At 72.2% G+C, this 21,871-nt stretch carries 24 protein-coding genes; 10 read left to right on the top strand and 14 right to left on the bottom strand.

All coding sequences use genetic code 11. From position 1 onward, the window contains the following. The first annotated feature begins 38 nt into the window (after positions 1-38). Positions 39-1,049: a CopD family protein gene (locus ACFY16_RS03765; protein WP_390645435.1), complete on the top strand. Its 1,011-nt coding sequence runs from the start codon at positions 39-41 to the stop codon at positions 1,047-1,049. A gap of 19 nt (positions 1,050-1,068) precedes the next feature. Here ACFY16_RS03765 and ACFY16_RS03770 read toward each other — a convergent pair whose 3' ends face one another. From ACFY16_RS03770 to ACFY16_RS03785, 4 genes are all read right to left on the bottom strand, one after another. After that, entirely contained in the window at positions 1,069-2,115 is a 1,047-nt protein-coding gene (locus tag ACFY16_RS03770; RefSeq protein WP_390645436.1) for a zinc-dependent alcohol dehydrogenase family protein, read from the bottom strand. Between the two features lie 42 nt (positions 2,116-2,157). Next, positions 2,158-2,823, bottom strand: coding sequence for a lysoplasmalogenase (locus tag ACFY16_RS03775; RefSeq protein ID WP_390645437.1), 666 nt, complete (start codon positions 2,821-2,823; stop codon positions 2,158-2,160). After that, complete coding sequence (locus ACFY16_RS03780) at positions 2,820-3,689, bottom strand: sterol desaturase family protein (RefSeq protein ID WP_390645438.1); 870 nt, start codon at positions 3,687-3,689, stop codon at positions 2,820-2,822. The genes ACFY16_RS03775 and ACFY16_RS03780 overlap by 4 nt, the downstream gene beginning before the upstream one ends. A gap of 76 nt (positions 3,690-3,765) precedes the next feature. Beyond that, positions 3,766-4,476: a VIT family protein gene (locus ACFY16_RS03785; protein ID WP_390645439.1), complete on the bottom strand. Its 711-nt coding sequence runs from the start codon at positions 4,474-4,476 to the stop codon at positions 3,766-3,768. 298 nt (positions 4,477-4,774) lie between these two features. Here ACFY16_RS03785 and ACFY16_RS03790 point away from each other — a divergent pair, with 298 nt between their 5' ends. The 6 genes from ACFY16_RS03790 to ACFY16_RS03815 all read left to right on the top strand — a co-directional run bounded on the left by ACFY16_RS03790 (position 4,775) and on the right by ACFY16_RS03815 (position 11,008). Then, positions 4,775-6,175, top strand: coding sequence for an NAD(P)/FAD-dependent oxidoreductase (locus ACFY16_RS03790; RefSeq protein ID WP_390645440.1), 1,401 nt, complete (start codon positions 4,775-4,777; stop codon positions 6,173-6,175). A 66-nt stretch (positions 6,176-6,241) separates the two neighbouring features. Then, positions 6,242-7,237, top strand: coding sequence for a DEDDh family exonuclease (locus ACFY16_RS03795; RefSeq protein WP_390645441.1), 996 nt, complete (start codon positions 6,242-6,244; stop codon positions 7,235-7,237). Positions 7,238-7,317: 80 nt separating this feature from the next. Next, positions 7,318-7,551, top strand: coding sequence for a hypothetical protein (locus ACFY16_RS03800; RefSeq protein ID WP_351367102.1), 234 nt, complete (start codon positions 7,318-7,320; stop codon positions 7,549-7,551). Positions 7,552-7,600: 49 nt separating this feature from the next. After that, on the top strand, positions 7,601-8,392 hold the full coding sequence (locus ACFY16_RS03805; protein WP_390645442.1) for an SURF1 family protein: 792 nt from the start codon (positions 7,601-7,603) through the stop codon (positions 8,390-8,392). 67 nt (positions 8,393-8,459) lie between these two features. Beyond that, positions 8,460-10,247, top strand: coding sequence for a glycoside hydrolase family 15 protein (locus tag ACFY16_RS03810; RefSeq protein ID WP_390645443.1), 1,788 nt, complete (start codon positions 8,460-8,462; stop codon positions 10,245-10,247). 5 nt (positions 10,248-10,252) lie between these two features. After that, positions 10,253-11,008 carry an SDR family oxidoreductase gene (locus ACFY16_RS03815; protein WP_390645444.1) on the top strand — a complete coding sequence of 252 codons (756 nt, stop codon included), beginning with the start codon at positions 10,253-10,255 and terminating at the stop codon, positions 11,006-11,008. 27 nt (positions 11,009-11,035) lie between these two features. On the opposite strand, the gene amaP is transcribed toward ACFY16_RS03815, so the two are convergent. Genes amaP through ACFY16_RS03840 form a run of 5 tightly spaced genes read right to left on the bottom strand, consistent with a single transcriptional unit; the run spans position 11,036 to position 13,424 of the window. Further along, a complete protein-coding gene (gene amaP, locus ACFY16_RS03820) occupies positions 11,036-11,623 on the bottom strand; it encodes an alkaline shock response membrane anchor protein AmaP (RefSeq protein ID WP_390645445.1) in 588 nt (195 codons plus the stop codon). Beyond that, complete coding sequence (locus ACFY16_RS03825) at positions 11,620-12,306, bottom strand: DUF6286 domain-containing protein (protein WP_390645446.1); 687 nt, start codon at positions 12,304-12,306, stop codon at positions 11,620-11,622. The genes amaP and ACFY16_RS03825 overlap by 4 nt, the downstream gene beginning before the upstream one ends. Further along, complete coding sequence (locus tag ACFY16_RS03830; RefSeq protein ID WP_390645447.1) at positions 12,303-12,725, bottom strand: Asp23/Gls24 family envelope stress response protein; 423 nt, start codon at positions 12,723-12,725, stop codon at positions 12,303-12,305. The genes ACFY16_RS03825 and ACFY16_RS03830 overlap by 4 nt, the downstream gene beginning before the upstream one ends. Further along, entirely contained in the window at positions 12,722-12,907 is a 186-nt protein-coding gene (locus tag ACFY16_RS03835; RefSeq protein WP_390645448.1) for a hypothetical protein, read from the bottom strand. The genes ACFY16_RS03830 and ACFY16_RS03835 overlap by 4 nt, the downstream gene beginning before the upstream one ends. Positions 12,908-12,935: 28 nt before the next feature. After that, complete coding sequence (locus tag ACFY16_RS03840; RefSeq protein ID WP_355500497.1) at positions 12,936-13,424, bottom strand: Asp23/Gls24 family envelope stress response protein; 489 nt, start codon at positions 13,422-13,424, stop codon at positions 12,936-12,938. A 200-nt stretch (positions 13,425-13,624) separates the two neighbouring features. On the opposite strand from ACFY16_RS03840, the gene ACFY16_RS03845 reads away from it, so the two are divergent. Further along, positions 13,625-14,338, top strand: coding sequence for a nucleopolyhedrovirus P10 family protein (locus ACFY16_RS03845; RefSeq protein ID WP_390645449.1), 714 nt, complete (start codon positions 13,625-13,627; stop codon positions 14,336-14,338). 3 nt (positions 14,339-14,341) lie between these two features. Here ACFY16_RS03845 and ACFY16_RS03850 read toward each other — a convergent pair whose 3' ends face one another. The 3 genes from ACFY16_RS03850 to ACFY16_RS03860 all read right to left on the bottom strand — a co-directional run bounded on the left by ACFY16_RS03850 (position 14,342) and on the right by ACFY16_RS03860 (position 17,419). Then, positions 14,342-15,145 carry an enoyl-CoA hydratase/isomerase family protein gene (locus ACFY16_RS03850; RefSeq protein WP_390645450.1) on the bottom strand — a complete coding sequence of 268 codons (804 nt, stop codon included), beginning with the start codon at positions 15,143-15,145 and terminating at the stop codon, positions 14,342-14,344. A 118-nt stretch (positions 15,146-15,263) separates the two neighbouring features. Next, positions 15,264-15,485: a helix-turn-helix domain-containing protein gene (locus ACFY16_RS03855; protein WP_006123601.1), complete on the bottom strand. Its 222-nt coding sequence runs from the start codon at positions 15,483-15,485 to the stop codon at positions 15,264-15,266. A gap of 335 nt (positions 15,486-15,820) precedes the next feature. Beyond that, the gene (locus ACFY16_RS03860; RefSeq protein ID WP_390645451.1) at positions 15,821-17,419 is read right to left on the bottom strand and encodes an ABC-F family ATP-binding cassette domain-containing protein; all 1,599 of its coding nucleotides are present in this window, start codon (positions 17,417-17,419) and stop codon (positions 15,821-15,823) included. Positions 17,420-17,725: 306 nt separating this feature from the next. On the opposite strand from ACFY16_RS03860, the gene ACFY16_RS03865 reads away from it, so the two are divergent. Both ACFY16_RS03865 and ACFY16_RS03870 read left to right on the top strand, forming a co-directional pair. Beyond that, complete coding sequence (locus tag ACFY16_RS03865) at positions 17,726-18,616, top strand: neutral zinc metallopeptidase (protein ID WP_390645452.1); 891 nt, start codon at positions 17,726-17,728, stop codon at positions 18,614-18,616. A gap of 81 nt (positions 18,617-18,697) precedes the next feature. Beyond that, entirely contained in the window at positions 18,698-19,111 is a 414-nt protein-coding gene (locus tag ACFY16_RS03870; protein ID WP_390645453.1) for a VOC family protein, read from the top strand. 11 nt (positions 19,112-19,122) lie between these two features. On the opposite strand, the gene ACFY16_RS03875 is transcribed toward ACFY16_RS03870, so the two are convergent. Both ACFY16_RS03875 and ACFY16_RS03880 read right to left on the bottom strand, forming a co-directional pair. After that, on the bottom strand, positions 19,123-20,562 hold the full coding sequence (locus ACFY16_RS03875; RefSeq protein ID WP_390645454.1) for a hypothetical protein: 1,440 nt from the start codon (positions 20,560-20,562) through the stop codon (positions 19,123-19,125). Positions 20,563-20,731: 169 nt separating this feature from the next. Further along, positions 20,732-21,859, bottom strand: a complete 1,128-nt coding sequence (locus ACFY16_RS03880) for an alpha/beta hydrolase (RefSeq protein WP_390645455.1) — start codon at positions 21,857-21,859, stop codon at positions 20,732-20,734. Between the last annotated feature and the right edge of the window lie 12 nt (positions 21,860-21,871).

A 21,871-nucleotide genomic window follows, 5' to 3' on the forward strand; every position in this document is an offset into this window, starting at 1 on the left:
AGTTGCCCCGTTCTGCGACGGGTGGTGAAGATCCTGAGGTGACCCTGATACGACCGACCGAGGTTCCCGAGGCGAGTGGCCCCGAACGGCGGCGTCCCGGTACGGGCCGGGCCGTCGGCGTTCTGGTGCTGGTGGCGCTCGGCGCCCTGATACCCCTGCTCGGGCCGTCCACCGCGCTGCACGGCACCGGAGAGGCCGCCGCTCCGGGCGCCGGTGGCATCGCGCTGCTGCGGACGGTGCTGTTCGCGGCGCTGTGCGTCCCCGTCGGCGAACTCTTCATCGACCACCTGGCCGGGCGGGTGCCCGGCGCTCCCTCCGACCGGCCGCGAAGATGGGCCCCGTACGCGGCCGCCGCCGGTTTTGTCGCGGCGCTGGGGCTCGCCTCGGTCGTCGCCACTGGCAACCTGGTACCGCACGGCCTCGCCGAGATCGATGTCGGCGGCCTCTACCGGTCGCGCGACGGCCGGCTGGCGCTGCTGGAGGTCAACGCCTTCGCGGTGGCGGGCCTGTGCGCGCTGTCCCGCCGACCGGTCACCCGGGTGTGGCCCCTGGCCGCCGTGGTCGTCTCGGAGGCGCTGCGCGCGCATCCCCCGACCGAACACAGCCCGCTGACCGGCTCCGCGCTGACGCTCGTGCACCTGACCTGTGCCGCGCTGTGGACGGGCGGTCTGCTGCGCGTGCTGCGCACGCTGGGGCAGTGGCCCACATGCGCCGCGGGCACGGCCCTGTTGGGCCTCTACGCGCGCGTGGCGACCGTACTGCTGGCCGCGATCACCGCGTCGGGGATATGGAGCTCGCTGCGCCGGATGCCGGCGGACACGATCCTGGACCAGCTGACGACGACCGCCTACGGGCGCACCCTGCTCGCCAAGGTGCTCCTCGTGGCCGCCGTCGCCCTGCTGGCCCTGAGTGCGCGGACCCGGCTGCGCCGCGCGGCCGACCCGCTGACCGCCTGCTCCCCCGCACGGGTGGAGGTCGTCGCGCTGGGGGTGGTGGTCGCGGTGTCGGGGGTGCTGACGGCGCTGCCGCTGCCGATCCGCTGGCGGTGATCAGCCGTTCTGGCGGTGATCAGCCGTTGGTGACGAGCACCTTGAGAGCGGTGCGCTCGTCCATCGCCCGGTAGCCGTCGGGGACGCCCTCGATGTCGACGGTCAGGTCGAAGACGGGGGACGGGTCGATGGTGCCGTCGAGGACGTCGGGCAGCAGATCGGGGATGTAGGCGCGGACCGGCGCGACGCCGCCGCGCAGGGCGATGTTCCGGTCGAACATGACGCCGAGGTCGAGGCCGGTGCCGCTGCCGTGCGGCACGCCGACGAAGCCGACGGCACCGCCGTCGCGGGCGATGTTCACGGCCGTCCGCATCGACTGCTCGGTGCCGACCGCCTCGACGACCGAGTGCGCGCCCTGCCCGCGGGTGAGCTCGCGGACGGCCTCCACAGCCGCGTCCCCGCGCTCGGCGACGACGTCGGTGGCGCCGAAGCGGCGCGCGATGTCGGTGCGGACCTCGTGGCGGCCGAGGGCGATGATCCGCTCGGCGCCGAGCCGCTTGGCGGCCAGCACCGCGCACAGGCCGACGGCCCCGTCACCGACGACGGCGACCGTGGCACCGGGGCGGGCGCCCGCGCCGAGGGCGGCGTGATGGCCGGTGCCGAGCACGTCGGAGAGGGTCAGCAGGGCGGTCAGCAGGTGGTCGTCGGAGGCCGCGTCCTTGGGCAGCCGCACGAGGGTGCCGTCGGCGAAGGGGACACGCACGGCCTCGCCCTGGCCGCCGTCGTGGCCGACGGAACCCCAGAAGCCGCCGTGCTCGCAGGACGTCGTCAGTCCCTCGCGGCAGTAGTCGCAGACACCGTCGGACCACATGAAGGGCGCGACGACGAGGTCACCGCGCCGGACACCGCTCACCTCGCTGCCGGCCTCCTCGACCACGCCGAGGAACTCGTGCCCGATCCGCTGCCCCGGCTGCCGGGCCGCCTCGCCGCGGTACGCCCACAGGTCGCTGCCGCAGATGCAGGCGCGCAGCACCCGGACCACGGCGTCGGTGGGCAGCTGCACCACGGGCTCGGGCACGTCCTCCACGCGCATGTCGTAGGGGGCGTGAATGGTGGTGGCGCGCATAACGAGGGTCCTTCTCGTGCATTCTGTGCTGTACGGGTGCGCTCAGGGGGTGGTGGAGCGCACTTCACCGTACGCCGCTGTCGGCGCCCGCCGCTCGTCGAGGGTGCCCCGGACCAGCAGGAACTGCGCGGCGGCATAGGTGAGCATGATCCAGAAGGCGGGCCTCGGCAGCTGCGGCCAGTCGGCGACGCCGGTCGCGATGAGGGTGTCGGAGACCATGAAAAGCGCGCCGCCGAGCCCGGCGACAAGGCCGAGCCGGGTGGCCGCCGAGTACGCCATGGCCATGAGCAGGGTGCTGTAGACGACCAGGGGCAGACGCAGGTCCGCGGGCAGGTCCGGCCACAGCAGGGCGACGGTGGTGACGAGGGCGGCGGCGTAGCCGGGCAGGAGGAGAGCGGCACGCGCGCGTGGGGGGCCGGTCCTGCGGAACAGGGCGAGGTAGCAGACGTGCCCGGTCGCGAAGGAGGCCATCCCGGCGAGGAAGGCGGGGTCTGCGTCGGACAGGAGCAGGATGTCGCCGCCCCAGCCGAAGAGGAGGGCGGCGACGAGGAGGCGGGGCGCGCCGCGCAGGCCCGCGTAGCCGGCGAGGAGCGGCATCAGCAGGGTCTTGGCCACGGTGTGCCCGGTGCCCGCACCGGCCAGGAGGAAGCCCAGGTCGAGGGCTGTGGCCAGGGCGAAGGCGGCGAGGAGGACGCGGGACGCTCTCACGCGGCTGTGGTCTCCTCGACAGGAGCGGCGGCAGGGGGCGTCGGCTGCCAGCCCGGCCCCCGGAACACCCGCCCGGCACGCTCACGCCACCCGTGCGCCGCCCTCAGGTCCTTGGCGATGGCGACGTACTCGTGGGTGGCGACCTTCAGCGGGTTGTACGTGGCGATGTTCTTCGTCAACCCGAACACCGGCCGCTCGGTCTCCGGCACGAACGACCCGAACAGCCGGTCCCAGACGATCAGGATCCCGCCGAAGTTGCGGTCGAGGTAGCCGCCTTGGGAAGCGTGGTGCACCCGGTGGTGGGACGGAGTGTTGAACACGAACTCGAACCAGCGGGGCATCCTGTCGATCCGCTCCGTGTGGATCCAGAACTGGTAGACGAGGTTCGCGGAGGAGCAGAACGCGAGCGCGGCGGGGTGCACACCGGCGACGACGAGGGGGACGTAGAACGGCCAGACGGTCAGCGTGGTCCAGGGCTGGCGCAGGGCGGTGGTGAGATTGAACTTCCGGCTGGAGTGGTGGACGACGTGGCAGGCCCACAGGATGCGGACGACGTGGTGGCCGCGGTGGGACCAGTAGGAGAAGAAGTCCTGCGCGAGCAGCATCAGCGGGACCGTCCACCACAGGACGGGCACGCGCAGGGGTGTCAGCTCGTAGACCGCCGTGTAGACGGCGACGATCGGGATCTTCCAGACGAAGTCGAAGACGAGACTCCCGAGCCCCATGCCGACGCTCGTCGCGGCGTCCTTGGCCTCGTATCCCGCCGCGTCCTCGTCGGGATGGATGCGGACGCTGATCACCTCGATCACGGTGAGCAGCACGAAGGCGGGTATCGACCACAGCACGACATCGGGCAGGTTCGGCATGGAGGCACCGTAGAACCGCTGGTCGTCCGGGGCCAGATGTGGTTACCGACAAGTATTACCGGCGGTACGTCGACCCTCACACCCCCGCCGCCCCCAACAACGTCCCGACCGCATACGTGACCCCCATGGCCACCGCCCCGCCCGCCACGTTCCGCAGCACCGCGCGCGCCGGTGCCGCCGCGCCCAGCCGGGCGCTGGTCCAGCCGGTGAGGACGAGGGCGGCCAGCACGGACCCGACGGTGACCGGCAGGCGCCAGTCCGCCGGGGGCAGGACGATGGCCAGCAGCGGCAGCAGCGCGCCCACCGTGAACGCCCCGAAGCTCGCCCAGGCCGCGTGCCAGGGATTGGCGAGGTCCTCGGGGTCGATGCCGAGCTCCACGCGCGCGTGGGCCCTCAGCGCGTCCCGTTCCGTCAGCTGCTGCGCCGCCTCCCGCGCCACGTCCCGCGAAAGCCCGCGCTCCTGAAGCAGCTCGGTGAGCTCCTCCAGCTCGGCCTCGGGCTGTTCCCTCAGTTCCCGTTTCTCCAGGGCCAGCGCCGCCTTCTCGGAGTCCCGTTGTGTCGACACCGACACGTACTCCCCCACGGCCATCGACAGCGAACCGGCGAGCAGGCCGGCCAGGCCCGCCGTCAGCAGCGCCGAGCGGTCCTCCGTGGCGCCGGCCACGCCGACGACGAGCCCCGCGGTGGACACGATGCCGTCATTGGCGCCGAGGACCGCGGCGCGCAGCCAGTTGAGCCGCGAACCCAGTGCGCCGCCGTGGGCCTCGTCGTGCGTCGGTTCTGTCACACGGGGAGGATTCCATCCGCGGCGTCACCAGCCCCGTACCGACGCTCCAGACCCGTACCGACGCTGCCGACGCACACACCGGGCTCGTCGCGTTCTCGGGGGAGAGCATGTTCGCCGAGGCAGTCGGCGAACGTCTTCGCCGAGCCTTCCAATTGACCTGTGATCATTGAGAGTTGCCCGAACGGACGCGTAGGCTGCGCGGGCCCCCGATGGGAGACACCCCGCGACGAGCGCCGAGGCCATGAGCCCCCTGCTCGCCGCCCTGGGCGGGAAAGCAGCACAGAAAGCGTGAACCACCATGCCTGACACGGCCCTCACCCGCCGGCCCACCGCGGTCGTCATAGGCGCGAGCGCCGCCGGTCTCTTCGCGGCGGCGGCGCTCGCCGAGTTCGCCGACGTCACCCTCGTCGAACGGGACGTGCTGCCCGAGGGGCCCGAGCCGCGTCGCGGTGTCCCCCAGGCCCGGCACGCGCACCTCGTGTGGAGCGGCGGCGTGCTCGCCTTCGACGAGCTGCTGCCCGGCCTCGTCGGCGAGGTCGTGGCCGGCGGCGGCCGTCTCGTCCACATCATGGGCGACATGGTCTCCCGGGCTCCCAACGAGGTCTGGTTCCGCCGTTTCCCGACCACCCACCACCGCAACCTGGTGTGCTCCCGAGACCTGCTCGACTCCGTGATCCGCGCCCGCGTCCTGGCCGACGCGCGCATCACACTCCGTCAGGGCACCACCGCACTCGCCCTGGAGGGCGACGCCACCCGGGTCACCGGCGCCCGGGTGCGTACCGGCGACGAGGAGCTCACCCTCACCGCCGACCTGGTCGTCGACGCCTCCGGCCGCGGCTCCCGCGCGCCCGGCTGGCTGACGGACCTGGGCCTGCCGGGCGTCACGGAACGCGAGGTCGACGCCGGCGTCGCCTACGCCACCCGCGTCTACGCGGCGCCGGGCACCACCAAGGACATCGGCTTCCCGCTCGTCAACGTGCAGGCCAATCCCGCCAAGGCCCCGGGCCGGGGCGGCATCGTCCTGCCCGTCGAGGGCGACCGGTGGATCGTCACCCTCTCCGGCACCCGCGGCGGCGAGCCCACCGCCGACGCGGACGCCTTCGCGGACTTCGCGCTCAGCCTCGGCGACCCCGTCATAGGCGAGCTGATCAAGGACGCCGAGCCGCTCGGCGACATCGCCACCACCCGCAGCACCGCCAACCACCGCCGCTACTACGAGAAGGCGAAGCGCTGGCCGGACGGCTTCACCGTCCTCGGCGACGCCGTCGCCGCCTACAACCCCGTCTACGGCCACGGCCTCACCGTCGCCGCCCAGTGCGCCCTCGCCCTGCGTACCGTCCTGCGCTCCGCCTCCCTCACGGCCCCTGGCACCGCGCGCCGCCTCCAGCGCGCCGCGGCCCGGCCGGTCGCCGCCGCCTGGGACCTGGCGGTCGGCCAGGACGCCTTCTACCCCGGCGCCGCCACGACCCAGCCCACGGCCCTGGAGCGGTTCCTCGCCCGTTTCGTCGACCGGGCCGTCGAGACCGGCGCCCGCAATCCGCGCGCCCTCGGCGCGCTGCTCGACGTGATGAGCCTGGAGAAGCCGGCCACCCGCCTCTTCTCGCCCGACATGCTCGTCCCCATGCTCCTCGGCCCGAAGCAGCCGCACCTGCAGGCGCCGCCGCTGAGCGAGGCCGAGCGCGAGTCCGCCGCTTCCTGACCGGGACCGCCCGATGCCGGGACACGCGCACCACGCTGTCAGCAGTGGCCCGTATCCTCATTGACCATGCTCGAAGACCGCACGACCGCAGCGTCGTCCCCCACAACGTGGCCGACCGCGTATCCCCAGGGGTACGCGGTCGTTGACGTGGAGACCACGGGCCTGGCCCGCGACGACCGGATAATCTCCGCGGCCGTCTACCGGCTGGACGCGCGCGGCGAGGTCGAGGACCACTGGTACACGCTGGTCAACCCGGAGCGGGACCCCGGCCCGGTGTGGATCCATGGTCTGACGAGCGATGTGCTCGAAGGCGCGCCGCTCTTCCCGGACATCGCCGAGGAGTTCGCGGCGCGCCTGGCGGGCCGGGTGCTCGTCGCGCACAACGCCGTCTTCGACTGGCAGATGATCGCCCGCGAGTACGCGCGCGCGCAGCGCGAGGCCCCGGTGCGGCAGCGGCTGTGCACCATCGCGCTCTCCAAGGAACTGCGTCTGCCGCTGCCCAACCACAAGCTGGAGTCGCTGGCAGCCCACTTCGGCGTCGTGCAGCAGCGGGCGCACCACGCGCTGGACGACGCGCGCGTGCTGGCGGAGGCGTTCCGGCCGAGCCTGCGGGCCGCGGCCGCGGGCGGCGTACGGCTGCCGCTGCACGAGTGCCGGCCGCTGACCGAGTGGCAGGACCGGCCCGCGCCCCGGATCGGCCGGCAGGCGGGCAACAGTGGCTACGGCGGCTACCCGCAGGGCAGCTGGCGCCCGTCCCGCAAAAGGCCCGCATGCCCCTATCCCAACCCTGGACGGTATGAAGAGGGCAAACCGCTCAAGCAGGGCATGCGCGTCGCCTTCTCGGGTGACACGTCGGTCGACCGCGAGCTGCTGGAGGACCGTGCGACGGAGGCCGGACTGCACGTCGCCACCAGCCTGTCCCGACTGACCAGCCTGCTGGTGACCAACGACCCCGACTCGAACACGTCGAAAGTGCTCAAGGCACGGCAGTACGGAACGCCGGTCATCGACGAGGCGGCGTTCGGACAACTGCTGCGCGATGTGTCACCCGCCGGCGAGTGACCCGTACGGACGGGTGATTGCCGCGCGACTCGCCCGCCGCCCGCTCGCCCGGACGACGCGGACGGCTCACCCTGTGGCGCATGGCGAGATGCGAAGTTTGCGGCAATGACTACGGAATGACCTTCGAGGTGCACGCGCAGGGCGCGGTCCACGTCTTCGACTGCTTCTCCTGTGCGATCCACCGCATGGCCCCCATCTGCGAGCACTGCCGGGTGCAGATCATCGGCCAGGGCGTCGAGGTCGAGGGCCACTGGTACTGCGGCGGCCACTGCGCCCGCGCCGAGGGGAGGGTGGGGATCGTCGACAAGGTGTGACCCGGTACCCGGCTGACCGCTCCCCACGACCGAGTTGTACGGTCGTGGGGTGTACCGCTTCCTGATGTCCCGGCAGTGGGTGATCGTCACCCTCGTCGCCATTGCGCTCATCCCGACGATGATCGAGCTGGGCATCTGGCAGATGCACCGGTACGAGATGCGCAGCGCCCGCAACCAGCTGGTCTCCGACGCCCTGGCCGCCAAGTCGGTCCCGGTGGAGCAGCTGGCCTCCCCCGGGAATGCCGTGACCAGCGCCGAGCGGTACCGCACCGTCACCGCGACCGGCACGTTCGACACCTCTCGGGAAGTCGTCGTCAGGCGCCGCGTCAACTCCGACGACGAGGTCGGCTTCCATGTCCTCACCCCGTTCGTCCTGACGGACGGCAAGGTGCTGCTGGTCAACCGGGGCTGGATCCCCGCGAACGGAGCGCAGACCGCGTTCCCGAAGATCCCCGCACCGCCCGCCGGCCGGACCACCGTCACCGGGCGGCTGATGCCGGACGAGACGACCGCGGCGAGCGGCATCAAGAACGTCAAGGGACTGCCGGACCGGCAGATCATGCTGATCAACAGCGCGGAGGAGGCACAGCGCCTCGACGCCCAGGTGCTCGGCGGCTACATCCAGCAGACGGCACCCGAAGCGAAGGGCGACACTCCGCAGCAGATCTCCGACCCGGGCAAGGAAGACGCCCCGCTGAACTACGCCTACATGATCCAGTGGTGGCTGTTCGCCGCGGCCGTCCCGGTGGGCTGGTGGGTCCTGGTACGGCGAGAGCGCCGCGACCGGGCGGAGGCCGCGACCGGGGCAGCGGCGCCGGAGGCGGAACCGGCGACGGTGTAGGGCCGCACTGACCCACCCGGCCGCATACGCTGATTGCGCCGTCCGTCCCCTGGGAACCCGCAATCCCGTGCACCCTGCTATCGAGGACTACGCCCTCATCGGCGACGAACAGACCGCCGCGCTCGTCGGCAGGGACGGCTCCGTCGACTGGCTGTGCCTCCCCCGCTTCGACTCGGCCGCCTGCTTCGCCAAACTGCTCGGCGACAAGGACAACGGCCACTGGCGGATCGCGCCCAAGGGCGCCAAGGGCCCCTGCACGCGCCGCGCCTACCGACCCGACACCCTCGTCCTCGACACCGAGTGGGAGACGGACGAGGGCACGGTCCGCGTCACCGACCTGATGCCCCAGCGCGAGCGGGCCCCCGACCTCGTACGCATCGTGGAGGGCGTCAGCGGACGGGTCACCGTACGCAGCACCATCCGGCTCCGCTTCGACTACGGCTCGATCATTCCGTGGATGCGCCGGTCCGACGGCCACCGGATCGCCATCGCCGGCCCGGACTCGGTCTGGCTGCGCAGCGAACCCGAGGTACACACCTGGGGCGAGGACTTCGGCACGCACTCCGAATTCACCGTCGCCGAGGGCGAGAAGGTCGCGTTCGTCCTCACCTGGCACCCCTCGCACGAGCCGCGCCCGCCGCTGGTCGACCCCTACGAGGCGCTGAGCAGCAGCGTCGTCGACTGGCGGAGGTGGGCGTCCCACTGCCGCTACGACGGGCCGTACCGGGACACCGTCGTACGCTCGCTGATCACCCTCAAGGCCCTCAGCTACGCCCCCACCGGCGGCATCGTCGCCGCGGCCACCACCTCGCTGCCGGAGGATGTGGGCGGCGTACGCAACTGGGACTACCGCTACTGCTGGCTGCGCGACTCCACCCTCACCCTGGGCGTCCTGCTGTCGGCGGGCTACCACAAGGAGGCCGAGGCCTGGCGGAACTGGCTGCTGCGCGCGGTCGCGGGCGACCCGGCGGACCTCCAGATCATGTACGGCCTCGCGGGCGAGCGACGCCTGCCGGAGTTCGAGCTGCCGTGGCTGGCCGGTCACGCCGGCTCGGCGCCCGTACGGATCGGCAACGGCGCCGTGACCCAGCTCCAGCTGGACGTCTACGGCGAGGTCATGGACTCGCTGTACCTGGCCCGGCGTTCGGGTCTGTCGCCCAAGCCGCACATGTGGGCGATGCAGCGCGCCCTGCTCAAGTTCCTTCGGTCGGCGTGGCGGCAGCCGGACGAAGGGCTGTGGGAGGTGCGGGGCGGCCGCCGCCACTTCGTGCACTCGAAGGTGATGGTGTGGGTGGCCGCCGACCGGGCGGTGCGCACCCTGGAGGAACACCCGGAGCTGAGCGGCGACCTGGACGCCTGGCGCGAACTGCGCGACGAGGTGCACCGGGAGGTGTGCGAGAAGGGCTACGACCCCGGGCGCAACACCTTCACGCAGTACTACGGCTCACGCGGACTCGACGCGGCACTGCTGCTCATCCCACGTGTCGGCTTCCTGCCGCCCGACGACTCGCGCGTGATCGGCACGGTGGACGCGGTGCGCGCGGAACTGGGCCATGGCGGCTTCGTACGCCGCTACGACGTCGAGGACGGGCCCGTCGACGGCCTGCCGGGTGGCGAGGGCGTCTTCCTGGCCTGCTCGTTCTGGCTCGCGGACGCGCTGCACATGACGGGCCGTACGCAGGAGGCCCGGCAGCTGTTCGAACGACTGGTGGGCCTCACGAACGACGTGGGACTGCTGGCCGAGGAGTACGACCCGGTGGCCGGCTGCCAGCTCGGCAACTTCCCCCAGGCGTTCAGCCACATCGGCCTGGTGAACACCGCCCTCGTCCTGTCCGAGGGCGACCAGGCAGGATAGGGACCATGGATCTTGAACTGAAGGACCGGGTGTACGTCGTCACCGGGGGCACCCGCGGACTGGGCAACGCCGCCGCGCGCGAGCTCGTGGCGGACGGCGCGAAAGTGGTCGTCACGGGACGTGACGAGAAGCGGGTCGCCGATGCGGCGGCCGAGCTGGGCCCGAACGCGATCGGAGTGGCCGTCGACAACGCCGAGGAGGACGCCCCGGCCCGGCTGATCGCCGCCGCGCGCGAACACTTCGGCGGCTTCGACGGCATCCTGGTCAGCGTCGGCGGCCCGCCGCCCGGCTTCGTCGCCGACAACACGGACGAGCAGTGGCGTACGGCGTTCGAGTCGGTGTTCCTCGGCGCGGTACGGCTCGCCCGCGCGGCGGCCGCGGAGCTCGACGCCGGCGGCGTCATCGGGTTCGTGCTGTCCGGCTCGGTGCACGAACCGATTCCGGGGCTGACCATCTCCAACGGTCTGCGACCGGGCCTGGCCGGGTTCGCCAAGTCCCTCTCCGACGAGCTGGGTCCGCGCGGCATCCGCGTCGTCGGGCTGCTGCCGTCCCGCATCGACACCGATCGCGTGCGCGAGCTGGACGGGTACTCGGCGGATCCGGAGGCGACCCGGGCGGCGAACGAGTCCCGCATTCCGCTGCGGAGGTACGGGACGGCGGAGGAGTTCGGGCGGGTGGCGGCGTTCCTGCTGTCTCCGGCGGCTTCTTATCTGACGGGGATCATGTTGCCGGTGGACGGTGGGGCCCGGCACGGATTCTGAGGCGGCGCGCGGGCCTCGGCAGCTGTGTCAACTCACCCTTTCCGCACGGTGCCTGACCCCTCGTAGGCGCACCTTTGCCGGCAACGCCGCGAGCCCCGCCGAGTCCCTCGCGTGCGCCAGCGCACGGGTCGTGAAGTGGTGCAGCGCCGTTCCGGGGTCCACGTGCGGTTCCACCAGGAGCCGTACCCGTACCTCAGGGGCGTTGCGCCGTCCGGTCAGCTGGACGTGGGCGTGTGCGACACCGTCCAGATCGTCCGTCTCTGCGGCCAGCACCCCCTGCAGCGCCCGCCCCCGCAGCAGGGCGCCCGCGCCGTCGCCGGTGTCGACGAGGACCTCGGCAAGCCGACGGCGGCGCAGCACCGCGATCAGCCACCACAGGGCGAGCAGGACGAGGGCGGCGAGGACGGCGAGAACGGCCGGCCACCACCAGCCGGCGTCCCGCCAGCGGGTGCGTTCGGCAACGGTCAGCAGTACGTCATGGGGTCCCTGGTGGATCCACCAGGAGGGCGCGGGAGCGCTCAGGCCGATGGCGAGCACCGAGCCGCCGAGGAACACCAGTACGAGGCCGACAAGGCCGATCAGCACCCGGTTGACGATCTTGAGCACCGTACTCACCCCTTCCGTCCCGGCCGTCGGACGTGCACCGACAGCGCGGGCGGCCGGGTGAGCCCCAGCCCCCTGATCGCGTCGGCGAGCACGGCGTCGAGGTCGGCGCGTACGTCGTCCAGTTCGCGGAAGTGCGAGACCGCGCGGACGTCGACCCGCCTGCGGTGCGCCCGCACGCGTACCGACTGCACGCCGGCGACCTCCATGGCCCGGTCGCGCAGCACCAGCGCGGCCGCGTCCCGGTGCAGTCCGGCGCGCACGTCGGGGTGGGTGCGCCGCATCGGCAGGACGGCCCGCAGGCCGGGGGTGGCGGCCAGGACCAGCAGCCAGAGACCGAGGACCGCGGCGACGCCCGCGCCGACGAGCACCCAGATGTCGTCGAGCGGCCGTTCGGCGAGCTGCCGGGCCAGTGCCCGGCGCCAGTGCATGGCGGGCCGGTGGGCACGCACGGCGACGATGTCGTACAGGAAGGCGCCCGCGACGACCAGCAACACCACGGCGACGACGGCCGCGGGGATCCGGCGTGCCGACCAGAAGCGGTGGCCGGGGCCGTCGTCCGCGCCGTCGAGGGTCGGTGGCAGGGGATCATAGGCCGCCGCCGACGCGGACTGGCCGAGTCCGTGGCCGGTGTCGTCCTTCTCGATGACCGGCATTCGCTGTGTGGTTCCCTCGGAGCCCTGGGGCTCGCTCATCGCGTCCTCCCCTGTGCCACGCCGTGTGCCGGGGCCAGGTGCAGCCGCTCCACATGGACCGCGACCTCCGGCACCTCCATTCCCACCAACGCGCCTACCCGCTCGGCGACATGCCGACGCACCTCGCGGCAGCGGGCGCCGATGTCGCAGGGGTAGTCGAGTTCGAGATGGACGCGGATGTGGGCGGTATCGACCGTTGTCTCCCCTGCTCGACCGGAGTCGACAGCCCGGGGACGTACGACGACCGTGGCGTGCGGGGGCGTGGCGTCGGCGGGCAGCTTACCGGCAGCCTCGCGCGCCGCCCGGGCGGCGATCTTCGACACCACCCGGTCGGCGATCCGGGTCGCGCCGCGTTCGCCCGGCGGAACCACGGCCAGGTGTCCGCCGCCCCGGACGGCCCCTTCACTCACGGGCGTCACCGCCGCCGGTCGCCACGCGTACGGAAGAAGTCGCCGGCCTCCAGGTCGCCCTCCAGGAACCGGCCGACGACGAACCCGATGGCGCCCAGTGCCGCCACCAGCACGAACGCGCCGAACCCGCCGAAGTACCCGGCGAAACCCAGCGCCATCCCGGCGATCATGCCGACCACGGCCATGCTCATGCTGCGCTCCTCAGCTCAGTCTTCCGGCCTACTGGATCCGGGGCTCCGGCTCCTCTTCTTCCTCTTCCTCGGGCAGCTTGACGTCACTCACGGCGATGTTGACCTCGACGACCTCGAGGCCGGTCATCCGCTCCACCGCCGAGATGACGTTCTCCCGCACGGCCTTCGCGACGTCGCCGATCGACACGCCGTAGTCCACGACGATCTCCAGGTCGAGCGCGGTCTGCACCTCGCCGACCTCGGCCTTGACCCCGCGCGTCACGGACTTCGACCCGCCGGGCACCCGGTCCCGTACGGCGCCGAAGGTGCGGCTGAGGCCACTGCCCATGGCATGCACGCCAAGGACGTCACGCGCCGCCAGCCCGGCGATCTTCTCCACGACCCCGTCGGCGATGGTGGTCCGCCCCCGGGTCGCCGGGTCCCCGCCGCCGCGCCTGGTGGCCTTGCGGGTCTGGACCGGCGACTCTGCCGCACCTTCGGGGTTCTGCGTCCGGTTCTGCTCCGTCATGTCGGTCATGACCGTACGTCCCTTCCGGTCGTCGTCCTTCCCCCACCGTAAGCGCGGTTGACCGCTCCCGCCCCGGTGATGCGGCACCAGTCGGATCAACGACCCGTAGATCGCGTGGCGGACTGTCCCAGCACCAGGACACGAAGACGATCGGCTCACACCCCTGAGCAATACTGGGGATCACTGAGCCAATCAGAGACGCTGGTGCAATGACGGCAGAGCGACTGACGCGGGCTGTAAGAGATCAGGTGGGGCTGGGCAGGCTGCTGCCACTGGGCGGTCGGCACGACGGCGCGTGGATCACGGAGAGGGCGGCCGAGGCTGCGCTGCGGCGCGCGGCGCAGAACGTGCCCGGTGTACGCCCCGGTGCGCTCCGGATCGCCCTCGCCGATCCGGAGGAGGTGTACGAGCCGGCCGTACCGCCGCCGCCGGGCGCACTGCCCCCCGGCCCGCTGCGCATCACGGCGGACTTCGCGGCGACGCCGTCCGAGCCCCTGCCGACTACCGCGTCCCTCGTGCGGGAGGCGCTGGCGACGGCGGCGACGGCAGGACTCGGCCTGTCGGTCACCGAGGTGGACCTGCGGGTGACGGGCCTGCTGGATGAGGCACCGCAGCCCTCCCCCGTACCTCCGCCGGAGCCTCCTGCGGCCAAGGAGGCCTCGGAGCCCGACGAGGCGCGGGCCGCCGCGGCCGCGCTCGCCATCCCGGGCGTGGCCCGCCTGACCGGCGCGCTCGGCGGCCGGTCGGTGCACATCGGGGAACGACGGAGTGAGGCCGCACTGCCGCACCGCCACGCGCGCGTGGAGATCACGGTGCTGCCGGACCACCGGGCCCTGGACGTGGCCCGGGCGGTCCGCACGGTGGTGGGCGAGGTGCTGCCGGATCACCCGACGGTGGCGGTGCTGGTGACTTCGGTCAGCTGAGGCTCATTCGCCGACGCCGGCCAGATCCCGCAAGCGCCGGGCCTGGGCGGCCCGCTCGGCGCCGCGCTGCTCGTCGTACGTACGGTCCGCGGCCCCGCGCAGCAGAGCCTTGGTCTCGATCACCGCGTCCCGGGGCGCGGCCAGGATCGCCGCGGCCAAGTCCCGCACGGTGGCGTCGAGTTCCGCCACCGGCACCGAGACGTTGGCCAATCCGGTGTTCACGGCCTCCTCGGCCGACACGAACCGGCCGGTCAGACAGATCTCGACCGCACGGCCGTACCCGACGAGGGACACCAGCGGATGCGTACCCGTGAGGTCCGGAACGAGTCCCAGACTGGTCTCGCGCATGGCGAACTGCACATCGTCGGCGACGACGCGCATGTCACAGGCGAGCGCGAGCTGGAAGCCCGCGCCGATGGCGTGTCCCTGCACGGCGGCGATGGACACGACGTCGTTGCGCCGCCACCAGGTGAAGCCCTCCTGGAACTCGGCGATGGCAGCGTCGAGCTCGGTGTCGCTACCGCGCGCGAGGTCGATGAAGGACGGCTCGCCCTCGATCCCTTCCGGCGTGAACATCTGCCGGTCGAGGCCGGCGGAGAAGGACTTGCCTTCGCCGCGCAGCACGACGACCCGGACGGAGCCCGGCAGCAGCCGCCCGGCCTCGGCGAGCGCCCGCCACATCGCGGGGCTCTGCGCGTTGCGCTTGGCCGGGTTGACCAGCGTCACCGTGGCGATCGCGTCGTCAACGGTGAGCCGTACGCCGTCCTTGTCGAGCAGAGGAGCGAGTTTCTGGTCGGGCGAAGCCATGGGGCGCCTCCGATGGGTGCGGTCAGCTAGCGGTCAGCTAAGTGACTGCACAGTAACCACCCGGCCGATCAGCCGACCGACCGGGTGGTCACCATCGAAGCCGACGGGCCGCCCGGGGTCAGGCCGAAGCGGCCTTCTTGCCCCGTGTCGCCCCGCCACGCCCACGAAGCGTGACGCCCGATTCGCTGAGCATCCGGTGCACGAAGCCATACGAGCGGCCGGTTTCCTCGGCCAGTGCCCGGATGCTCGCACCGGAGTCGTACTTCTTCTTCAGGTCTGCCGCGAGCTTGTCGCGCGCGGCGCCGGTCACCCGGCTGCCCTTCTTCAGAGTCTCGGCCACCCGTGCCTCCTCATGGGAAGTGCGCTCTGGTCCCCTCATGATCACCCCTCCGGGGCTTCATGGCCACCCATTCGGCAAGGTCCGTACGACAGGCTTGTGACGACAGGAGTGTGTCCCCACATACGGAATCTGTGATTCCACCGACGGACATACCTGCGGCCGAACGGGTTATTCAGCGAAGTGCCAGGTCAGGGACGCACGACGGCCGATCCCTTGTCGACAAAGGGATCGGCCGTGAAATGGATGTAGGACACACCTCGATACGAGGAGATCTCACACAGATGATGGATCACGGATCGGCCGAATGATCCATACGCTGTGGATCAGGCTTTCGATCAAGCCAGGGCGACGAGATCCGCGTAGTCCGAGCCCCACAGGTCCTCGACACCGTCGGGCAGCAGAATGATCCGCTCCGGCTGGAGTGCCTCGACCGCGCCCTCGTCGTGCGTGACCAGAACGACCGCGCCCTTGTAGGTGCGCAGCGCGCCGAGGATCTCCTCGCGGCTGGCCGGGTCGAGGTTGTTGGTCGGCTCGTCGAGGAGCAGGACGTTCGCCGACGACACCACGAGGGTGGCGAGGGCGAGACGGGTCTTCTCGCCGCCGGAGAGGACACCGGCCGGCTTGTCGACGTCGTCGCCGGAGAAGAGGAAGGAGCCGAGCGTCTTGCGCACCTCGACGAGATCGAGGTCGGGGGCGGCGGAGCGCATGTTCTCCAGGACCGTGCGCTCCGGGTCGAGGGTCTCGTGCTCCTGCGCGTAGTAGCCGAGCTTGAGGCCGTGGCCCTCGACGACCTGGCCGGTGTCGGGCGTCTCGACGCCGCCGAGCAGCCTGAGGAGGGTGGTCTTGCCGGCGCCGTTCAGACCGAGGATGACGACGCGCGAGCCCTTGTCGATGGCCAGGTCGACGTCCGTGAAGATCTCCAGGGAGCCGTACGACTTCGAGAGTCCCTCCGCCATGAGCGGGGTCCTGCCGCACGGCGAGGGCTCGGGGAATCGCAGCTTGGCGACCTTGTCCTGCTGGCGCACCGCTTCGAGGCCCGAGAGGAGCTTGTCGGCGCGCTTGGCCATGTTCTGCGCGGCGACGGTCTTGGTCGCCTTGGCGCGCATCTTGTCGGCCTGCGCGTTGAGCGCCGCGGCCTTCTTCTCGGCGTTCTGGCGCTCGCGCTTGCGGCGCTTCTCGTCGGCCTCGCGCTGCTGCTGGTAGAGCTTCCAGCCCATGTTGTAGACGTCGATCTGGGCGCGGTTGGCGTCCAGGTAGAAGACCTTGTTGACGACCGTCTCGACCAGGTCGACGTCGTGGGAGATCACGATGAAGCCGCCGCGGTACGTCTTCAGGTAGTCGCGCAGCCAGACGATCGAGTCGGCGTCCAGGTGGTTGGTCGGCTCGTCGAGCAGCAGCGTGTCCGCGTCCGAGAACAGGATCCGGGCCAGCTCGATACGGCGGCGCTGACCACCCGAGAGCGTGTGCAGGGGCTGGCCGAGCACGCGGTCGGGCAGGTTGAGCGCGGCGGCGATGGTGGCGGCCTCGGCCTCGGCGGCGTACCCGCCCTTGGTGAGGAACTCCGTCTCCTGGCGTTCGTACTGCCGCAGGGCCTTGTCGCGGGTGGCGCCCGAACCGTTGGCGATGCGCTGCTCGTTCTCGCGCATCTTGCGGATCAGGGTGTCCAGGCCGCGCGCGGAGAGGATGCGGTCGCGGGCGAGTATGTCGAGGTCGCCGGTGCGCGGGTCCTGCGGCAGGTAGCCGACCTCGCCGGAGCGGGCGACGGTGCCGGCGGCGGGGATGCCTTCGCCGGCGAGGACCTTGGTGAGCGTTGTCTTGCCCGCGCCGTTGCGACCGACCAGGCCGATGCGGTCGCCCTTGGTGATACGGAAGGTGGCGGACTCGATGAGGATGCGGGCACCGGCGCGCAGCTCGATACCGGAGGCGGAGATCACGGACAGACTCCAGGACGGGAGGGTTGGCGGGTGGGCGGCTGAGGACGTTCCCGCCGTCTAATGCGCGAGGAGAATGGCCATAGACGTCAGTCTAACGGGGCGATGCAACCACTTTTTCTGCGTTCAGGCGTTCGACGCGCCCGCCGTGACGTACGGCACGCTCGGGCCCGGAGGTGCCTGACTCCCGGTGCCGCCCGGGTGGGCTCAGAAATGCGTCCTTCGTACGGGAGGTCGTCCGGGGTGCCCCGCACGACCTCCCGGGTGAGGATGGCGACTGGGGGACGACGTTGCGGAGGCGATGCGCCCATGCAGTTCGACGACGACGCCCGGCTGGACACCTCCGAGGTCCAGGACGTGCGCGGCAGCCGGATCCCCGGCGGCAGGGCGACCATCGGCGGCGGCATCGCGGGGCTGATCGCGCTGCTCCTCGGGCTGTTCTTCGGCGTCGGCCCCGACGAGCTCGGTCTGTCGTCCGGGAACGACCAGCCGGCCGCGACCTCGTCCTCCCTGGCCCAGGTCCAGCAGAGCTGCCGTACCGGGCAGGACGCGAACGCGAAGGACGACTGCCGGATGGTGGCGGTGGTCAACAGCGTGCAGGGCTTCTGGAGCCAGGAGTTCCAGCGCCGCGGCGGCAGGTATACGCGCTCTCCCACGGTCTTCTTCAGCCGGCAGGTCGGTACGGCGTGCGGTACGGCGACCTCCTCGGTCGGGCCGTTCTACTGCCCGGGCGACCGGAAGGTCTATCTGGACCTGGGGTTCTTCGACGAGCTGCGGACGAAGTTCGGCGCCGGCGGCGGGCCGTTCGCGCAGGCGTACGTCGTGGCGCACGAGTACGGGCACCACGTGCAGGACCTGGTGGGCACGCTCGGCCGGGCCCAGGACGGGCGGCAGGGGGCGAACAGCAACGCGGTGAGGGTGGAGCTCCAGGCGGACTGCTACGCGGGGGTGTGGGCGCACCACGCGACCACCACGAAGGACGCGTCGACCGGGCGCCCGCTGATCACCAGCCTCACGAACGCCGACATCCGGGACGGCCTGGACGCGGCGGCGGCCGTGGGCGACGACCGGATCCAGGCGAGGTTCCAGGGGCGGGTGACGCCGGAGACATGGACGCACGGGTCGGCGCAGCAGCGGCAGCAGTGGTTCTACCAGGGCTACCGGACCGGCGACATGGCGCAGTGCAACACCTTCCGGTGAGGCGGGGGCCGTTGTCAGTGGGCGCTGCGAGACTGGGCGGCGGGTGACTTTCCCGGCAGCGCGCACGAGGGAGTGGTCGGCATGGCAGGCACGAGCGGCGGGCGCCCGAGCATCTACCCGACGCTGCTGTACGCGGACGCGAAGGCGGCGATCAGGCAGCTCACGGAGGCCTTCGGGTTCATGGAGCTGTCCGTGTACGAGGGCGAGGACGGCTCGGTGATGCACGCCGAGCTGGTGCAGGGCAACGGCGCGGTGATGGTCGGCTCCAAGGGCCGCGGCGGCGTCTTCGACACGGCGATGAAGGGCGCGGGGCCGGTGGGGGTGTACGTCGTCGTGGACGACGTCGACGCACACCACCAGCGCGCCGTGGAGCACGGCGCGGAGATCGTCATGCCCCCGACGGACCAGGACTACGGGTCGCGGGACTACATGGCCCGGGACACCGAGGGCAACATCTGGAGCTTCGGCACGTACGCCCCCGAGATACAGGGCTGACCCCCGGGAGGTCAGTTCCCCCCGGTGTGCACCTGGAAGGCCGCCCGGCGGACCGCCTTGGCCAGGGCCGGGTCGGGGTGGGCCGCGGCGAGCGCGACCAGGACCTGCACGGTGCGCGGGTGACCGACGGCACGTACCTCGTCGAGCAGCCGGGGGACGGTGGGCTGCAGCGCGGACTCCAGGTGGCGGACGAGCATCGGGGCCTCTCCGTGGTCGGCGACGGCGGCGGCGGTGTCGACCCACAGCCATGTGGCCTCTTCCCGGGTGAGCACCTCGTGGGCGTCCTCGGGGTCCACGCCGTCGTGCTCGGCGAGCCACAGCAGGGCGTACGGCCGCAGCGTCGGCTCGTCGGCCACCGAGCGGACGACCGGCTCGGCGGGGGCACCGACGACGCGCAGCGCCTCGAAGGCGAGGCCGCGCAGCAGGGCGTCCTCACCGCGGGCGGCGGCCAGGAGATCGGTGACGGCGCGGCCGACGGGGCGGGCGGCGAGCCAGGCGCGGTACTCGGCGCGGGCCGCGTTGGGGCGCAGCTGGGCGCAGCCGCGCAGCATGTCCTCGGCGGCCTGCTCGATGTTCCCGGCGGGGCTCTGCGCGGCGACGCAGATCTGCTCCAGCTTGACCCAGACCGCCCAGCTGCCCAGCGGGGTGAGCGTGGCCTGTCCGTCGCCGTAGGTGAGCGCGCCCACGGAGGCGAGGGCGTGCAGCGACCAGTCGAGAAGGGGGGCGAGTTCGGACTCCTGGGCGGGCTCCGCCGGGTCGGCGTATGCGGAGGGCGCGGTGGGCACGGCGGCGGCGCTGGGTACGGCATGGGGGCCGTACGGGATCTCGCAGCGTTCGGTGCGCAGCTCGGTGACCCGCTGGGCGAGCAGGTCGAGGAGTTGGGCCACGGGAACGGGCCCGGCGGACAGCTGGAGGAAGGAGAGCACCTGCGGCATGGCCGAGACGACCTCGGCGACGGTCGCGGGCTCATGGTCCGCGGGTTCCGGCGAGGCGAGCGACCAGGCGTCGAACAGGGCGACCCAGCCGCGCAGTACGGCGCTGTCGTCGCGGTTCCAGGCGCGCAGCCGCCAGCCGGGGCGGGCGCTGTCGCCGTGCACCTCGACGAGGCCGGCGAGGCGGGCCGTGTCCCAGTCGGCGCGGACCTGAGCCGGGGTCAGGCCGAGATCCAGGGCCGCCTGTTCCGCGGTCGCGTCGGCGAGGGTGGCCTTGCCGTCGGCGGTCGCGCCGTCGCGGCCGGGGCCGAGGGCGGCGTCGGCCCAGCGGGCGACGCGGGCGGCCGGGGCCAGACCGGAGCGAGCCATTCTGGCCAGTTCCGCGGGGGCCGGTGTGCCCTCCGGAGGTCGGGGTGCGGGGCGGCGCGAGCGCCGCTGGTTCACAGCTCTGGGGGCGGCGGCCAGGGGTCGGGGGCGGACGAGTCGAAGCCTGGAGTCGCGCGGGATACGGGACGTCACGGGTGCAGTCTTCCGGTTGACCGTGCGAAAACCCAAACGGAATGTCACGGCGGGCGACGGGACTGGCCAACGCACGTGCTCGGGAGAGGGGCTGACAGGTGTGATCAGGCCAGTGGTACGGCATTAAACGGAATCGGGCCGACCGGTCGGTGACGGGTGCTCGGCACGGTCACATCAGGGGGGTCAGAAAACGCCGCAGGCCCTCCTCGTAGGTCGCCGGGTCGGCGTTCCACATGGCGCCGTGCGGGGCGCGCGCGACGGGCTGGAGGGTGACCAGGTCGGGCCGGCGGCCGGCGAAGCGGCGGGAGAGGGGCCAGGGGGCCACCGTGTCGTCGGGGCCGTGGAAGATCAGGGTCGGCACCTGGAGCAGGCCGGGGTCGGCGGCCTCGTCGGCCCCGTCGCTGTTCATGCCCGTGCGGCCCTGCGCGGCGAGGACGGCCAGCGGCAGCAGCGCTTCCGGCGTGCGGCGGGCCGCGGCCAGGGCGCGCAGCGTGGTCTCCCAGCTGAGGACCGGGGAGTCCAGGACGAGTCCCGAGACCCGGTCACGCAGTCCCGAGTGCGCGGCGGCGCGCAGGGCCATGTTGGCGCCGGTGGACCAGCCGTGCAGGACCACCCGCTCGGCGCCGTAGCGCACCGCGTAGTGGATCGCGGCGTCCAGGTCGCGCCACTCGGTCTCGCCGAGGTGGTTCAGGCCGTCCGCAGGGCGGGGTGCGCCGAGGTCACCGCGGTAGGCGAGGGCGAGCACCGGGAAGCGGTGGCGGTGCAGGAACTCCATGATGTTCATCGGGTGTTCCCGGGTGGTCCCGAGGCCGTGGACCGCGATCACCCAGGTTTCGCGGGCGCCCGGGACGAACCATGCCGGGAGGGAACCGAGTTCGCCCGGGACGTCGACGTCGGCGTGGTCGAGGCCGAGGGCGGCACTCGGGTTGCCGATGTGCACGTTCGGGGTGAGCCACACCTTGTCGTGCTGCCGCAGCGTGCCGTGGGTGACGCGTTCCAGGCGGCGTACGACGGTGTCGGCGGTGTGCGGGGCGGCGTCCAGGACGTCGCCGACCACGGCGTGGGAGCCGTCGCCCGCGAGGCCGTAGACGCCGGGCCGCAGCGAGGCCAGGTCCCTGGTCAGGGTGATCTGCCCGGCGGCCGTGCCGTGCACGGTGAGCCGGGGTTCGGTGGGCAGGGGCCTGCCGGGTGGCGCCTTGAGGGCGGCATCGCTGGCGAGTCGGCCCGCGGCCACGGCGGCGGCACCGGCCCCTATCACTGCGGTGACGGCAGCGGCCGTCGCTTTGGCAGGGCGCACCAGTCCAGTGTC

This window comes from Streptomyces sp. NPDC001315 (genome assembly GCF_042896175.1).
In the GTDB taxonomy this organism is placed as follows: Bacteria; Actinomycetota; Actinomycetes; order Streptomycetales; family Streptomycetaceae; genus Streptomyces.

What these genes read in the sequence shown, in the direction of transcription:
- ACFY16_RS03850 (WP_390645450.1), bottom strand. Translation starts at nt 15,145, where the DNA reads ATGGCTTCGCCCGACCAGAAACTCGCTCCTCTGCTCGACAAGGACGGC.
- ACFY16_RS03790 (WP_390645440.1), top strand. Translation starts at nt 4,775, where the DNA reads ATGCCTGACACGGCCCTCACCCGCCGGCCCACCGCGGTCGTCATAGGC.
- ACFY16_RS03870 (WP_390645453.1), top strand. Translation starts at nt 18,698, where the DNA reads ATGGCAGGCACGAGCGGCGGGCGCCCGAGCATCTACCCGACGCTGCTG.
- ACFY16_RS03800 (WP_351367102.1), top strand. Translation starts at nt 7,318, where the DNA reads ATGGCGAGATGCGAAGTTTGCGGCAATGACTACGGAATGACCTTCGAG.
- ACFY16_RS03825 (WP_390645446.1), bottom strand. Translation starts at nt 12,306, where the DNA reads ATGAGCGAGCCCCAGGGCTCCGAGGGAACCACACAGCGAATGCCGGTC.
- ACFY16_RS03845 (WP_390645449.1), top strand. Translation starts at nt 13,625, where the DNA reads ATGACGGCAGAGCGACTGACGCGGGCTGTAAGAGATCAGGTGGGGCTG.
- ACFY16_RS03770 (WP_390645436.1), bottom strand. Translation starts at nt 2,115, where the DNA reads ATGCGCGCCACCACCATTCACGCCCCCTACGACATGCGCGTGGAGGAC.
- ACFY16_RS03835 (WP_390645448.1), bottom strand. Translation starts at nt 12,907, where the DNA reads ATGAGCATGGCCGTGGTCGGCATGATCGCCGGGATGGCGCTGGGTTTC.
- ACFY16_RS03840 (WP_355500497.1), bottom strand. Translation starts at nt 13,424, where the DNA reads ATGACCGACATGACGGAGCAGAACCGGACGCAGAACCCCGAAGGTGCG.
- ACFY16_RS03815 (WP_390645444.1), top strand. Translation starts at nt 10,253, where the DNA reads ATGGATCTTGAACTGAAGGACCGGGTGTACGTCGTCACCGGGGGCACC.
- ACFY16_RS03795 (WP_390645441.1), top strand. Translation starts at nt 6,242, where the DNA reads ATGCTCGAAGACCGCACGACCGCAGCGTCGTCCCCCACAACGTGGCCG.
- ACFY16_RS03865 (WP_390645452.1), top strand. Translation starts at nt 17,726, where the DNA reads ATGCAGTTCGACGACGACGCCCGGCTGGACACCTCCGAGGTCCAGGAC.
- ACFY16_RS03780 (WP_390645438.1), bottom strand. Translation starts at nt 3,689, where the DNA reads ATGCCGAACCTGCCCGATGTCGTGCTGTGGTCGATACCCGCCTTCGTG.